At 66.2% G+C, this 13,189-nt stretch carries 13 protein-coding genes; 5 read left to right on the top strand and 8 right to left on the bottom strand.

Annotated features, from left to right (window positions below; all coding sequences use genetic code 11):
• Positions 1–5: 5 nt before the first annotated feature.
• Positions 6–2,765 (bottom strand): type I DNA topoisomerase, encoded by a 2,760-nt coding sequence (gene topA / locus GPL20_RS28855; protein ID WP_157334050.1) that lies wholly within the window; start codon positions 2,763–2,765, stop codon positions 6–8.
• A 228-nt stretch (positions 2,766–2,993) separates the two neighbouring features.
• On the opposite strand from topA, the gene GPL20_RS28850 reads away from it, so the two are divergent.
• Complete coding sequence (locus tag GPL20_RS28850) at positions 2,994–3,233, top strand: hypothetical protein (RefSeq protein ID WP_254125713.1); 240 nt, start codon at positions 2,994–2,996, stop codon at positions 3,231–3,233.
• Positions 3,234–3,448: 215 nt separating this feature from the next.
• Here the strand turns inward: GPL20_RS28850 and GPL20_RS28845 are convergent, their stop codons facing one another.
• Complete coding sequence (locus GPL20_RS28845; protein ID WP_157334046.1) at positions 3,449–3,916, bottom strand: winged helix-turn-helix transcriptional regulator; 468 nt, start codon at positions 3,914–3,916, stop codon at positions 3,449–3,451.
• Between the two features lie 121 nt (positions 3,917–4,037).
• Between GPL20_RS28845 and GPL20_RS28840 the strand changes: the two genes are divergently transcribed.
• Entirely contained in the window at positions 4,038–4,811 is a 774-nt protein-coding gene (locus GPL20_RS28840; protein ID WP_254125715.1) for a glucose 1-dehydrogenase, read from the top strand.
• 178 nt (positions 4,812–4,989) lie between these two features.
• Entirely contained in the window at positions 4,990–5,172 is a 183-nt protein-coding gene (locus tag GPL20_RS28835; RefSeq protein ID WP_157334042.1) for a hypothetical protein, read from the top strand.
• A gap of 69 nt (positions 5,173–5,241) precedes the next feature.
• Here GPL20_RS28835 and GPL20_RS28830 read toward each other — a convergent pair whose 3' ends face one another.
• Complete coding sequence (locus GPL20_RS28830) at positions 5,242–5,850, bottom strand: FMN-dependent NADH-azoreductase (RefSeq protein ID WP_157334040.1); 609 nt, start codon at positions 5,848–5,850, stop codon at positions 5,242–5,244.
• Between the two features lie 83 nt (positions 5,851–5,933).
• Here GPL20_RS28830 and GPL20_RS28825 point away from each other — a divergent pair, with 83 nt between their 5' ends.
• Complete coding sequence (locus GPL20_RS28825) at positions 5,934–6,368, top strand: winged helix-turn-helix transcriptional regulator (protein ID WP_157334038.1); 435 nt, start codon at positions 5,934–5,936, stop codon at positions 6,366–6,368.
• Here the strand turns inward: GPL20_RS28825 and dprA are convergent.
• Complete coding sequence (gene dprA, locus GPL20_RS28820) at positions 6,365–7,507, bottom strand: DNA-processing protein DprA (protein ID WP_157334036.1); 1,143 nt, start codon at positions 7,505–7,507, stop codon at positions 6,365–6,367. The two genes, GPL20_RS28825 and dprA, sit on opposite strands and share 4 nt — an antisense overlap.
• 90 nt (positions 7,508–7,597) lie before the next feature.
• Between dprA and GPL20_RS28815 the strand changes: the two genes are divergently transcribed.
• Positions 7,598–8,842, top strand: a complete 1,245-nt coding sequence (locus GPL20_RS28815) for an amidase (protein ID WP_157334034.1) — start codon at positions 7,598–7,600, stop codon at positions 8,840–8,842.
• On the opposite strand, the gene GPL20_RS28810 is transcribed toward GPL20_RS28815, so the two are convergent.
• The 4 genes from GPL20_RS28810 to GPL20_RS28795 form a co-directional block, all read right to left on the bottom strand.
• The gene (locus tag GPL20_RS28810; protein WP_167533270.1) at positions 8,834–10,036 is read right to left on the bottom strand and encodes a patatin-like phospholipase family protein; all 1,203 of its coding nucleotides are present in this window, start codon (positions 10,034–10,036) and stop codon (positions 8,834–8,836) included. The genes GPL20_RS28815 and GPL20_RS28810 overlap by 9 nt on opposite strands.
• A 211-nt stretch (positions 10,037–10,247) precedes the next feature.
• Positions 10,248–10,844, bottom strand: a complete 597-nt coding sequence (plsY, locus tag GPL20_RS28805) for a glycerol-3-phosphate 1-O-acyltransferase PlsY (protein ID WP_157334032.1) — start codon at positions 10,842–10,844, stop codon at positions 10,248–10,250.
• Positions 10,845–10,906: 62 nt separating this feature from the next.
• Positions 10,907–12,208, bottom strand: a complete 1,302-nt coding sequence (locus GPL20_RS28800) for a dihydroorotase (RefSeq protein WP_167533273.1) — start codon at positions 12,206–12,208, stop codon at positions 10,907–10,909.
• A gap of 5 nt (positions 12,209–12,213) precedes the next feature.
• Positions 12,214–13,161: an aspartate carbamoyltransferase catalytic subunit gene (locus GPL20_RS28795; RefSeq protein WP_157334028.1), complete on the bottom strand. Its 948-nt coding sequence runs from the start codon at positions 13,159–13,161 to the stop codon at positions 12,214–12,216.
• Positions 13,162–13,189: the final 28 nt, after the last annotated feature.

The raw sequence follows: 13,189 nt of genomic DNA, 5'->3' as shown, positions 1-13,189 counted from the left end.
AACCTCTAATTCTTGCCGGCACTCTTCTTGGCCGGAGTATTTGCAGGATTCTTGGTGGCGGCTGCCTTGATCGGCGACGTCTTGGCAGTCGACGACACGGCGGCGCGCGCCTTGCTGGTGGATTCAGTTTTCGATTTGGCCGCGGCTTTCTTCGCGGCCGGCTTCTTCGGCTTCGGCGCGGCGTCCTCGCCGTCGGCCTTCTCCGCAGTCTTCTTGGCCTTGGCCGGCTTTGCCGCCTTCTTCGCCTTGGTCTTGCCGCCGCCCTTGGCCGCGCGCTCGTCGATCAGCGCGATCGCCTGCGGCAGCGTGATGGCGTCCTTTTCGAACTCGGCCGGGATCGTCGCGTTGACACCGCCGGCGGTGACATAGGCGCCGTAACGGCCGCTCTTCACGGTGACGGTGCCGAGCGTCGGATGATCGCCGATCGCCTTGCCGGGATCGGCGCCGAAGCGGCGGCTCGGGCCCTTGGCGACCTTCTCCGCAATCAGCGTGACGGCGCGGTTGAGGCCGATGTCGAACACCTCGTCGCCGGCCTCGAGGCTGGCATAGGTCTTCTCGTGCTTGACGAACGGCCCGAAGCGGCCGAGTCCGGCGGTGATCGGCTGACCGGTTTCCGGATGCTTTCCGATCTCGCGCGGCAGCGACAACAGCTTCAGCGCGAGCTCGAGGTCGACATCGCCGGGCGAGGTGCCCTTCGGGATGCCGGCGCGCTTCGGCTTCTCGCCTTCCTCATAATCCTTCTGCTCGCCGAGCTGGATGTAGGGGCCGAAGCGGCCGGCCTTGACCCAGACATCGCGACCCGTATCAGGGTCCTGGCCGAGCGAACGGTCGGCAGTGGTCTCGCCGTCGGCGGCGAGCTGACGGGTGTAGCGGCATTCCGGATAATTCGAGCAGCCGACGAAGGCGCCGAACTTGCCGGCCTTCAGATTCAGCCGGCCGGTGCCACAGCTCGGGCACTGGCGGACGTCGCCGCCATCGGCGCGCGGCGGATAGATGTGCGGCCCCAGCATCTCGTCGAGCACGTCCAGCACCTGCGCGACGCGCAGGTCCTTGATGTCGTCGACGGCGCCGATGAAGTCGCGCCAGAAGTCCTTCAGCACCTGCTGCCAGGAGATCTCGTTGTTGGAGATGCGGTCGAGCTGCTCTTCCAGGCCCGCGGTGAAGTCGTATTCGACGTAACGGCTGAAGAAGCTTTCCAGGAACGCGATCACGACGCGGCCCTTGTCCTCGCCGTGCAGGCGCTTCTTCTCCAGCTTGACGTAGCCGCGGTCCTTCAGGACCTGGAGGATCGAGGCATAGGTCGAGGGCCGGCCGATGCCGAGCTCTTCCATGCGCTTGACCAGCGAAGCCTCCGAGAAGCGCGGCGGCGGTTCGGTGAAATGCTGGGTGACGGCGAGGGACTGCCGCTTCAAGGCTTCGCCCGCGCTCATGCCGGGCAGGCGGCGGGAGTCCTCGTCCTCCTCGTCGTCGCGGCCTTCCTGGTAGAGCGCCAGGAAGCCGTCGAACTTGATGACCTGGCCGGTGGCGCGCAGCTCCAGCGTACGTCCGCCGGCCTTCGCGGTGATGTCGACGGTGGTGCGCTCGAGCTCGGCCGCTTCCATCTGGCTCGCGATGGTGCGCTTCCAGATCAGCTCATAGAGTCTGGCCTGATCGGCATCGAGCTTGCGGCTCATGCTGTCCGGGCGGCGGGACATGTCGGTCGGGCGGATCGCTTCGTGCGCTTCCTGCGCGTTCTTGGCCTTGGCCTGGTACTGGCGCGGGGCGTCCGGCACATAGGCGTTGCCGTAATCCTCGCCGATCACCTTGCGCGCCTGGGTGATCGCCTCGGGGGCGATCTGGACGCCGTCGGTACGCATATAAGTAATGAGTCCGGTGGTCTCGCCGCCGATGTCGATGCCTTCATAGAGGCGCTGGGCGATGCGCATCGTGTGCGCCGGCGCAAAGCCGTATTTGCGGCTGGCTTCCTGCTGCAGCGTCGAGGTGGTGAAGGGTGCCTGCGGATTGCGCCGCGCAGGCTTGGCGTCGACCGCGGTCACGGCGTAGTTCGCGAGTTCCAGCGCCTTCTTGAAGTCTTCCGCTTCCGCGCCGGTGCCGATGTCGAGGCGCTGGATCTTCTTGCCGTCGGCGCCGACGAGGCGGGCCTCGAAGGCGTCGCCGCGCGGTGTCAGCAGGGTCGCGACCAGCGACCAGTATTCGCGGGCTACGAACTTCTCGATCTCGAGCTCGCGGTCGCAGACGAGGCGCAGCGCCACCGACTGCACCCGGCCGGCCGAGCGGGCGCCGGGCAGCTTGCGCCACAGCACGGGGGAGAGTGTGAAGCCGACCAGATAATCGAGCGCGCGGCGCGCCATATAGGCATCGACCAGCGCGCCGTCGATCTGGCGCGGATGCTTCATCGCCTCCGAGACGGCCTGCTTGGTGATGGCGTTGAACACCACGCGCTCGATCTTCTGGTCCTTCAGCGCGCGCTTTTCCTTCAGCACCTCCAGCACGTGCCAGGAGATGGCCTCGCCCTCGCGATCAGGGTCGGTGGCGAGAATCAGGCGGTCGGCGCCCTTCAGGGATTTGGCGATGTCGTTGAGCCGGCCGGCGGCCTTGGGGTCGACCTCCCAGATCATCTTGAAATTGGCGTCGGGATCGACGGAGCCGTTCTTCGCGGGCAAGTCGCGGACATGGCCGAACGACGCCAGAACCTCATAGGACGAGCCCAAATATTTGTTGATCGTCTTGGCTTTCGCCGGCGACTCCACAATGACGATATTCATGTAGTTCCAGTAACTTACGGGAAAATCTTAGGCCGAATTCGAAGGGACTCGGAACGGCCGTTTCGACCCGAACATGGGTGGTGCGGCCCTCGCTGTCAAATCGAGGGGTGTTGAAAGCCGCCAGGATGGGAAAAGTTTCATATCGAGAAAGTTGCAAAATACCACCTTGGAGTTGCGGCCGATGTCGGCGTAATGTCCCTGCGGGGCATGGATTCGGGGTGGGGTCTGGTGACAAGGCCAGGAAAGAAACGAGCGCGCGCCGCGTCTGGCGCGCGAGGGGGGACGCGCAACGAGGAACCGGAGGAGGGCGGCGCGGACGAGGCGGTCGCCTTCATCGCGGAGCAGGCCGGGGCATTGCGCAAGCTCGCCGAGCGCCACAAGCTCGACGTGCTGCATTATCTCCTGGGCATGACCAAGCTGGAGGCCGACGAGCACCTGCGGCTGCGGAGCAAGCGCAAGCTGTCGTGAGGGTACCGTCTCTATCTGATCCGTCATCCTGAGGCGTGAGGCTTGAGATGCGAACGCATCGCAAGCCGAGCCTCGAAGGATGAGCGGCCCCGCTGATGCAGCCGGGCCGTCGCCCTTCGAGGGCCGCTGAAGAAGCGGCCACCTCAGGGTGACGGTGAAAGAGTTGGGCGCGCTGCCTCAACCGCGGCAATGACGGTGGTGGTGGGTCGTTGCTATCAGGCCGACCTTCGCCGCGGCGCGGGCCGCGGCTTCAACATGGTATCGGCGGGGCTGAGCAGGCGGCCGTCCTCGGCGCGCATTTCGAGCTTCTTCACCGGGAGGCCCTTGGCGCGGTCCACCAAAATGGTCGCGATCTCCTCGGGGGCGTCGTCGAACTCCTCGCTCCATTGCCGGAGCGCCACCAGGATTGGAAAGGTACCGCGGCCCTTCGGCGTCAGCACGTACTCTTGATACGCGCTGCCGTCGGAGGCGGGGGCGGTTTCCAGAATGCCGTGGTCGACCAGCGCGCGCAGCCGCGCCGACAAGATGTTCCTGGCCATGCCGAGCTTGCTCTGGAATTCGCCGAAGCGGCGCAGGCCGAACAGCGCCTCGCGGATGATCAACAGGGACCACCAGTCGCCGATCGCCTCCAGCGATCGCGCGATAGGGCAGGAGTCTCCCTCAAAGCTCGTTCTTTTCACCATTGTCCCGGTCCTGTCGCGTTCGCCCGATTTCGGCGGCGATCACGCGCTTGTGTGGTTGCATCATAAAACCAAATGGCCTAGATGGCAATCTAGTTTCATAATGCAACTAGTGGAGGCGAGCGTGAGACTTCAAGGTAAGACGGCCCTGATCACCGGCGGCAACAGCGGCATCGGGCTTGCAACGGCAAGACTGTTCGTGGCCGAGGGCGCCAAAGTGGTGATCACCGGGCGCAACAAGGAGACGCTGGAGGCCGCCGCGAAGGAACTCGGGCCGAACGCGATCGCGCTCGCTGCGGACGCCACCGACATCGCCGCGACCGAAGCTGCGATCAAGCGGGGCACCGAGACGTTCGGCAAGCTCGACATCGTCTTCGCCAACGCCGGCATCCCCGGCGGCACGCCGCTCGGATCGGCGACGCTGGAGGTGTTCGAGAAGGTCATCAGCACGAACCTGACCGGCGTGTTCTTCACGGTTCAGTCCGCGCTGCCCTATCTCAACGACAACGCCTCGATCATCCTCAACGGCTCGGTGATCTCCGTGCTCGGCATTCCCGGCTACTCGGCTTACGGCGCGGCCAAGGCCGGCGTGCGCGCGATGGCGCGGATCATGGCCTCGGAACTGTCGCCGCGCGGCATCCGCGTCAATGTGGTGGCGCCCGGCGCGATCCGCACACCGATCTGGGGCGCTGCGGTCGCAACGCCCGAAGCCGAGAAGGCGTTCGAGCAACGCATCGCGCTGTCGACGCCGCTCGGCCGCATCGGCGAGCCCGATCACATCGCGAAGACGGTGCTGTTCCTCGCTTCGGATGATTCCGCGCATGTGCAGGGCCAGGAGATCTTCGTCGACGGCGGCGCAGTGGCCTCGCCGAGCGGCGCGCCGATCTATCGCGGCTGATCAAATCAGACGAAAATTGAAACGGTCGGCGCAGCCGCAGCGGTTGCGCCGGCTGGTTCGTTCGTCTTGACTGGTGTATTCTCTGAACCTTGCGTGATGAGGCAGTACCTTCGCGCAAGCTGCAAAGACATTTTTACGGGCAGGGGGGTGAGAAAACTCATTTTCAAGGGAGTCCACTATGCCGAAAACAGCCCGCTTTTTTTCCTCGATTTCAGCGCCACGTATTTACACCGAACGATCCACCATTCCGGCGAAACGCTCAGACAGTTCCGAGTTCGTGGCGGTGGCGCTGTTTTCCGGAATCGGCCTGCTCGTCTCGCTGATTGTCGTGATCGTCGGCATGCAGGGCGTCTGGTTCTAGCTTCGCAGATCACGCGCGGGCATCAGCCGCCGCGGGTCGTCGGCGACGGCTGATGATTTGCGCGGGACCTTAAGCTGCGCGCAGGCTGGTGGCCGCCTGGAGCGCGCCTGCAATCGCCTTTTCGCGATGTTCCGGCCCGACCTGGATGCCGTCGGCGATGACGAATTCGGGGTTCTGGATTCCCATGAAGCCGAATACGCCGCGCAGATAGGTTTCGAGATGCTCAAGCACGGCGAGCGGGGTGTCTGCGCCATAATAGCCGCCGCGGGAGATCGCCACGATCACGCGCTTGCCGCCGGCGAGCCCCTGCGGGCCGTTCGCCCCATAGCTGAACGTCTTGCCAGCCACGAGGACGCGGTCGATCCAGGCCTTGAGCTGGCTCGGAATGGTGAAATTGTACATGGGCGCGCCGATCACGACGACGTCGGCCGCCAGGAACTCGTCCAGTGCCGCCGCGCTCGCGGCGAGGTCGGGTGCGAGTTCCGCCGGCGCGGGCGCGCCTTGCGCGACGGCAAGATGCGATCCGGACAGGTGCGCAAGCGGGGTCTGGGTCAGGTCGCGATAGACGATGTCGAGCGCGGGGGTCGCCTGCCGCAGGCGGTCGACGATGGCGGCGGAGACCTGCCGGCTGACGGAGTGGGGGCCGAGAACGCTGGAGTCGATATGAAGGAGTTTCATTTGGGTCACCCATGGTATAGGTTTGTAACCAGCGCTACATGAGTGACTATCGAAAACCCCGCAAGAACGCACTTTTTTGAGCCATGGGCACATTATTGAAACCTGAGAACACCGATTTGCCTGCGCCGACGAGGGCAAATCAAAGGCCCGCCCCGATGCCGGACCCAAACCACGCGGACTGCCGGGGGGTCGCCTCGATCCTCGCTCGGGTCGGCGACAAATGGAGCGTGTTCGTCATCATGATGCTGAGTGACGGGCCAAAGCGCTTCAATGAGCTGAAGCGCATGATCAACGGCATCTCGCAGCGGATGCTGACCTTGACGCTGCGCGGGCTGGAGCGCGACGGCCTCGTCACGCGCACGATCTTTCCGACCATTCCGCCGCGGGTGGATTACGAGCTGACCGATCTCGGCCGCGGCCTCCAGCAGCCGGTGAAGGCGCTCGGGGAGTGGGCGATCGCGCACCAGGAGCAGATCGCGGCGGCACGCACGCGCTTCGATGAGCGCAACGAGCCCTAAAGCAGCGACACCAATCCGCCGCCGTGGCGTTCGAGCCGGCCGGCAAGCTCGAGCTCCAGCAGCACGGTGCGCACGATCGCGGGCGAGGCGCCGGACATGCGCACAAGATCGTCGATCGAAATGGGCGCGGGGCCGAGCAGGCCCGTGATCTGGTCGCGGTCGTGGCCTTGCGGATCATGCTCGAACGGCTCGCTGTCGGGCTCGCCGGCCGGATGCATGACCGGCCGCTCCATGATCGGTGCGACAGCGTTGATGATGTCGGCAGCTTCCGTGACGAGCGTTGCGCCCTGCTTGATCAGGTCGTTGGTGCCGGCGGCGCGCGGATCGAGCGGTGACCCCGGGACCGCGAACACCTCGCGGCCCTGTTCGGCCGCCATACGCGCGGTGATCAGGGAGCCCGACCGGTGCGCCGCCTCCACCACGACTACGCCGAGCGAGGCGCCCGAGATCAGCCGGTTGCGGCGGGGAAAGTCGCGGGCGCGTGGCTCGTGACCGAGCGGCATCTCGGAGATCGCCGCGCCGCTCTGGTCGAGGATCGCGGCGAGCAGGTCGCCATGCTCGGGCGGGTAGATGCAATCATGCCCGCCGGCGAGCACGGCGATCGTGCCGCTTTCGACGCTGGTGCGATGCGCGGCCTGGTCGACGCCGCGCGCGAGGCCGGAGATGACAACAAAACCGGCTTCGCCGAGTTCGCGCGCGAGCTGGCCGGCGAATTTCAGGCCGGCACCGGAGGCGTTGCGCGAGCCGACGATCGCGATCATCGGCCGCATCAGGGTTTTGGTGTCGCCGCGGACGGCAAGCAGCGGCGGCGCATCGTCCAGAGTTGCGAGACGGGCCGGATAGCCGTCTTCGCCCGGCGCGCGCCAGGCGATGCCGAACTTGCGGCTTGCGGCAAGCTCGGCCTTCGCCTCGTCCGCGCTACAGATGCGCCCCGATCGCTGTGCACCGCCGCGGCGCGCCAGATCGGGCAGCCGCTCGAGCGCGGCACGCGCAGTGCCGAAATGATCGACCAGCGAATAGAAGGTGCGCGGCCCGACATTGTCGGAGCGGATCAGCCGCAGGCGGTCGATCCGCTCGGACTCGGTCAGCTCCACGCTCGGATTGATGGCGTCCACGGCGTCTCCTTGCGGGGGCAGCATGGAACAACCTGAGGGCGTGGGCAACAGTGGCGTGCGCTTGCACGACCTCGCCCCGATGCTAAAAGCGATCCCAATAAGAAGGATTTTGCCATGATCTCACTTGCCGACCTCCAGCGCCGCATTGAAGCGGGCGAACTTTCGCCCGATGCCGCCATCGCCCAGTCGCACGCGGCGATCGAGGCCAAAGAGAAGGACGTCCGCGCCTTCGTCCGCCACGACAAGTCGGCAAGAGCGCAAGGCGCCGGTCCGCTGCGCGGCATCGCGGTCGGGATCAAGGACATCATCGACACCGCCAACATGCCGACCGAGATGGGCTCGCAGATCTATCGGGGCTGGCAGCCGCGCAGCGACGCGCCGGTCGTGATGATGCTGAAGCAGGCAGGGGCGACCATCATCGGCAAGACAACGACGACGGCATTCGCCTCGCGCGATCCGACGGCGACGCTCAATCCGCACAATCTCGGGCATACGCCGGGCGGCTCGTCGTCGGGCTCGGCGGCGGCCGTTGGCGCCGGCATGATTCCGCTGGCGCTGGGCACCCAGACCGGCGGCTCGGTGATCCGGCCTGCCGCCTATTGCGGGACCGCCGCGATCAAGCCCTCGTTCCGCATGCTGCCGACGGTCGGCGTCAAATGCTATTCGTGGGCGCTCGACACGGTCGGACTGTTCGGCGCGCGCGCGGAGGATCTCGCGCGTGGGCTATCGGCAATGACCGGCCGCACCGAATTCTCCGGCATCGTGCCGGCGAAGTCGCCGCGCATCGGCGTGGTCCGGCAGGAGTTTGCCGGCGCCGTGGAGCCGGCCGCCGAAGAGGGCTTGCAGGCCGCCATCAAGGCCGCCGAACGCGCCGGCGCCGGCGTGCAGACCATCGATCTGCCGGAAGCAGTGCAGGAGGCTTGGCGCATCCACCCGATCGTCCAGGATTTCGAGGCGCATCGCGCGCTCGCCTGGGAGTTTTCGGAACGTCACGACGAGATCGCACCGATGCTGCGCGCCAGCCTCGATGCGACGGTCGGACTGACGCCGAAGGAATATGACGAAGCGCGCCGGATCAGCCGCCGCGGCCGCCGCGAGCTCGGCGAATTGTTCGAGGGTTTCGACGTGCTCCTGACCTATTCCGCGCCGGGCACGCCGCCGGCCAAGGAGCTCGCGACCACCGGCGACCCCCGCTACAACCGGCTCTGGACGCTGATGGGCAACCCTTGCGTCAACGTGCCGGTGCTGAAGGTCGGTGGCCTCCCCATCGGTGTGCAGGTGATCGCGCGCTTCGGCAACGATCCGCTCGCACTTGCGGCGGCCTGGTTCCTGGAGAACGCGCTGGCGAAATCAGGCTAGTGCAGATTCGACCGCAGCTGTGCGCTGGCCGGATGCGGCGGGCGCTGTGCTGTTATCTGCACCTTGCTTCATCAGCCAGCGCTCGGTGGCCTCACGGCCGCTCCGGTGAAGCGTGCGAATGAAGCCGCGGCCGAGATCGGTCGATGAGCGTTGCGCCAGCCCGTCGACGGAGTCTTCCGCTGCGATCCTGAACAGCCGCAGCGAGGGTGCGGCGGTTGCTCGCGCCCACTCCAGCGCCGCGATCTCGGCATTGAGGGCGGCGTTGGCCGCGATCTGGTCGAGCCGGCGGTCGATCGCGGCAAGCGTGATCGGCACATAGCTGTCGCGCGCCGGTGTGACCTGCACCAGCAGCACGTCCGTCGCCTTCGTTTCCTCGACCAGTCGCACTATGGGCGGATTGCCGCCAAAGCCGCCGTCCCAATAGGCCTCGCCGTCGATCTCGACGGCGCAGTGAACCAGGGGCGGGCAGGTCGAGGCCAGCGCGACGTCGGCGGTCACAGACTCGTTGCGGAAGATCTGCTGCTGGCCGTCGCGGATCCGTGTCGCTGCGATCAGCAGCTTCGGGCACCGCGCGTCGCGCAAGACGGAAAAGTTGATGTCGCGCGACAACGCCTGCCGCAGCGGATCGAGATCGAACGGATCGAACTGGCCGGAGCGCAGCGTCGGACCGAACGCGACCGAGCTTCCTGCCGGGGAAAATCCGCCGACCAGCATCAGCGAGCGGAACGAGGCCTCGTGCATCAGGCGGACCCAGAACCGGTTCAGCCGGCCGCGGGCGGCTTCGCGGCCGCCTTCGGCAAGGCCGGACGCGAGCAGCAGCGCGTTGATGGCGCCGGCGCTGGCGCCGCTGATGGTGTCGATCGCGATCGACGGCTCTTCCAGCAGCCGCTCCAGCACGCCCCAGGTGAAGGCGGCAAAGGTGCCGCCGCCCTGGAGCGCCAGCGAGAGTTTGTGCGGCGGCCAATGGTCGGAGCGTGACTGAGCAGCAGGCGTGGGCGTAGGTACGATCTCGACTGCTACGGGAGCTCGGGCGACTGGATCAGGCCGCGGCACTGGCGGAGGAACGGGGACAGGCTTCGGCGCAGGAGGCGGCGCGGGCGCATCGGACCAGATATTGGTCGTCGACAGCAGCCGGCTTGCCGCAGTGCCCTGCAAGCCGCCTTCGTCATGCGTGCCGACCATCTTCTCGCTCATTCTGAGCAACCGCGTAACGCCTTTTCCGCTGTCAGGATGACAGGCGTGGAGCCTGTTCGCCACTCTAGCCGTGAGTCGGCCGCAAGTTGCGAACAGGATTTGGCATATAATGCGGAAGGGACGCGGCGGAATCCGTACTTTTTCCGGCTTCAGATTTTGTTTTGACGCGTTTTCTTGACGCGAACCGGTATCCACTTCGCTCGAAAACGCTCTACGCCTTTTCGCCGATCCGGCTTTCCTTACCCGCTTGCAGGCGCTTGATGTTCTCCCGATGCGCGTAGAACAGCAGCAGCGTCAGCACTGCAAACAGCGCGGACAATGCGAGATGCCCGAACCACCACAGGAACATCGGCGTGATGAACGCCGCCACCAGCGCGGAAAGCGAGGAGTAGCGGCTGGTGAAGGCGGTCGCCAGCCAGAGCAGGCAGAACACGACCGCGCCTGGCCAGAACAGGCCAAGCAGGATGCCGATATAGACGGCGACGCCCTTGCCGCCTTTGAACTTCAGCCAGACCGGAAACAGGTGCCCGAGGAAGGCGCCGAGGCCGGCCACCATGGCGGCATTGGGGCCTGCGATGTAGCCGGCGATCACCACAGCCACGGTGCCCTTGAGGGCGTCGAACAGCAAGGTGCCCGCGGCAAGGCTCTTGCGTCCCGTGCGCAGCACGTTGGTGGCGCCGATGCTGCCGGAGCCGATCGAGCGGATATCCTGCGTGCCCGCAAGCCTGGTCAGGATCAGCCCGAACGGAATCGAGCCGAGGAGGTAGCCGATGACGAGCGCCACCGGCAAAAATGCTTCAAAGCCCATGGCCGCATCCCCAATGGCTGCATCTTAAGGTCGAGCCGAGACGCCACGCATGATCCTGCACGTCAGACATGTTCGTACACCGTCCGTCCGCCGACAATGGTGCGCACCACGCGGCCTGTAAAGCGGGCCTCGTCGAACGGGGTGTTCTTGCAGGGCGATTTGAGGTCGGCGGGATCGACCACCCAGGGCGTATCGGGATCGATCACGATGACGTCGGCCGGGCTGCCTGCGCGCAGGGTTCCGCCCGCGAGCCCAAGCAGCTCGGCCGGCCGGGTCGACATCGCCCGGATCAGCGTCTTCAGTTCCATTTCGCCATTGTGCACCAGCCGCAGGCCGGCCGGCAGCATGGTCTCGAGCCCGACCGCGCCGGGGGCGGCCTCCGCGAACGGCAGGCGCTTGACTTCGACGTCCTGCGGATTGTGGTCGGACATGATGACGTCGACGAGGCCGGAGGCCATCGCGGCGACCAGCGCGCGGCGATCGTCCTCTGTGCGCAGCGGCGGCGACAGTTTCAGGAAGGACCGGTAGGGGCCAATGTCGTTCTCGTTCAGCGCAAGGTGGTTGATCGAGACCGAGGCGCTGACGGCGAGCCCGGCATCGCGGGCGCGCTTGAGGATGTCGAGGGAGTCGATGCAGGTCAGCGAGGCCGCGTGATAGCGCCCGCCGGTGAGCGCGACGAGGCGCAGGTCACGTTCCAGCATCACGGCTTCGGCGGCATTCGGGATGCCCATCAGACCGAGCCGGGTCGCGAACTCGCCTTCGTTCATCACGCCTTCGCCGACGAGGTTGGGATCCTCGGTGTGATGCACGATCAGCGCGTCGAAGTCGCGGGCGTAGGTCAGGGCGCGGCGCATCACCTGGGCGTTGGTGACGCTTTTGTCGCCGTCGCTGAAGGCGACCGCGCCGGCCGCTTTCAAGAGGCCGAACTCGGTCATCTCCTCACCGAGCATCCCCTTTGTGAGCGCGGCCATCGGCTGGATGTTGACGATCGCGGTGTCGCGGGCGCGGCGCATCACGAAATCGACCGTTGCCGAATTGTCGATGACGGGCGAGGTGTCGGGCTGGCAGATGATGGTGGTGATGCCGCCGGTTGCGGCGGCCTGGCTCGCCGACGCGAAGGTCTCGCGGTGGCTGAGGCCCGGCTCGCCGACGAAGGCGCGCATGTCGATCAGGCCCGGCGCCACGATCTTGCCGGAGCAGTTGACGATGTCGGTGCCTTCGGGGACGCCGGCCGCGCCAATGCCGCGGCGGGTCTCGCGGATGGTGCCGTCGGCGATCAGGACGTCGCCTATGCCGTCGAAATCCTTGCTGGGATCGACGACGCGGGCGTTGGCGAGCAGGATGGGGCGGCGGTCGGTCAGCATCGGCATCACGCGTTCGGCAGATTGCGGGCGAGCGCTTCCAGCACGGCCATGCGCACGGCGACGCCCATTTCGACCTGTTCGCGGATCAGGGATTGGGCGCCGTCGGCCACGATCGAGTCGATCTCCACGCCGCGGTTCATGGGACCCGGATGCATCACGAGTGCGTCCGGCTTGGCGTAGGCGAGCTTCTTCTGGTCGAGCCCGAAATAATGGAAGTATTCGGATGACGAGGGCACGAAGGAGCCGTTCATGCGCTCGCGCTGGAGCCGCAGCATCATGACGATGTCGGCGCCTTCGAGGCCCTCGCGCATGTCGCGCGCGACCTCGACACCCATCCGCTCGATGCCCGGCGGCAGCAGCGTGGAGGGGCCGACGACGCGGACGCGGGCGCCCATGGTGTTGAGCAGGATGATGTTGGAGCGGGCGACGCGCGAATGCAGCACGTCGCCGCAGATTGCGACCACGAGGCCCTCGATGCGGCCCTTGTTGCGGCGGATGGTGAGGGCGTCCAGCAGCGCCTGGGTGGGATGCTCATGCGCGCCGTCGCCGGCATTGATCACGGAACCGTCAACCTTGCGCGCCAGCAGTTCCACTGCGCCGGAGGCGTGATGGCGCACCACCAGGATGTCTGGGTGCATCGCGTTCAGCGTGACGGCGGTGTCGATCAGGGTCTCGCCCTTGCGGATCGAGGACGAGGACACCGACATGTTCATGACGTCGGCGCCGAGCCGTTTGCCGGCGAGCTCGAACGAGGATTGGGTCCGGGTGGAGGCCTCGAAGAAGAGGTTCACCTGCGTCCGTCCACGCAGGACGGTGCGCTTCTTGTCAACCTGGCGGTTGAGCTCGACATATTCTTCGGACAGGTCGAGGAGGCCGGTGATGTCGGCCGCGGAAAGGCCCTCGATGCCCAGCAAATGCCGGTGGCCGAGGACGAAGGTCGATTTCGATGTCATTAAAAGCAGAGCTATAGGCGTGGATGGG

This window comes from Bradyrhizobium cajani (assembly GCF_009759665.1).
Lineage (GTDB): Bacteria > Pseudomonadota > Alphaproteobacteria > Rhizobiales > Xanthobacteraceae > Bradyrhizobium > Bradyrhizobium cajani.
This window is presented reverse-complemented; position numbering and strand designations above follow the sequence as displayed.

Excerpts from the sequence above, each read along its gene's own strand:
- GPL20_RS28825 (WP_157334038.1), top strand. The coding sequence starts at position 5,934 with ATGGGCACATTATTGAAACCTGAGAACACCGATTTGCCTGCGCCGACG.
- GPL20_RS28845 (WP_157334046.1), bottom strand. The coding sequence starts at position 3,916 with ATGGTGAAAAGAACGAGCTTTGAGGGAGACTCCTGCCCTATCGCGCGA.
- GPL20_RS28795 (WP_157334028.1), bottom strand. The coding sequence starts at position 13,161 with ATGACATCGAAATCGACCTTCGTCCTCGGCCACCGGCATTTGCTGGGC.
- GPL20_RS28830 (WP_157334040.1), bottom strand. The coding sequence starts at position 5,850 with ATGAAACTCCTTCATATCGACTCCAGCGTTCTCGGCCCCCACTCCGTC.
- topA (WP_157334050.1), bottom strand. The coding sequence starts at position 2,765 with ATGAATATCGTCATTGTGGAGTCGCCGGCGAAAGCCAAGACGATCAAC.
- plsY (WP_157334032.1), bottom strand. The coding sequence starts at position 10,844 with ATGGGCTTTGAAGCATTTTTGCCGGTGGCGCTCGTCATCGGCTACCTC.
- dprA (WP_157334036.1), bottom strand. The coding sequence starts at position 7,507 with ATGCTGCCCCCGCAAGGAGACGCCGTGGACGCCATCAATCCGAGCGTG.
- GPL20_RS28815 (WP_157334034.1), top strand. The coding sequence starts at position 7,598 with ATGATCTCACTTGCCGACCTCCAGCGCCGCATTGAAGCGGGCGAACTT.
- GPL20_RS28800 (WP_167533273.1), bottom strand. The coding sequence starts at position 12,208 with ATGCTGACCGACCGCCGCCCCATCCTGCTCGCCAACGCCCGCGTCGTC.
- GPL20_RS28810 (WP_167533270.1), bottom strand. The coding sequence starts at position 10,036 with ATGAGCGAGAAGATGGTCGGCACGCATGACGAAGGCGGCTTGCAGGGC.
- GPL20_RS28835 (WP_157334042.1), top strand. The coding sequence starts at position 4,990 with ATGCCGAAAACAGCCCGCTTTTTTTCCTCGATTTCAGCGCCACGTATT.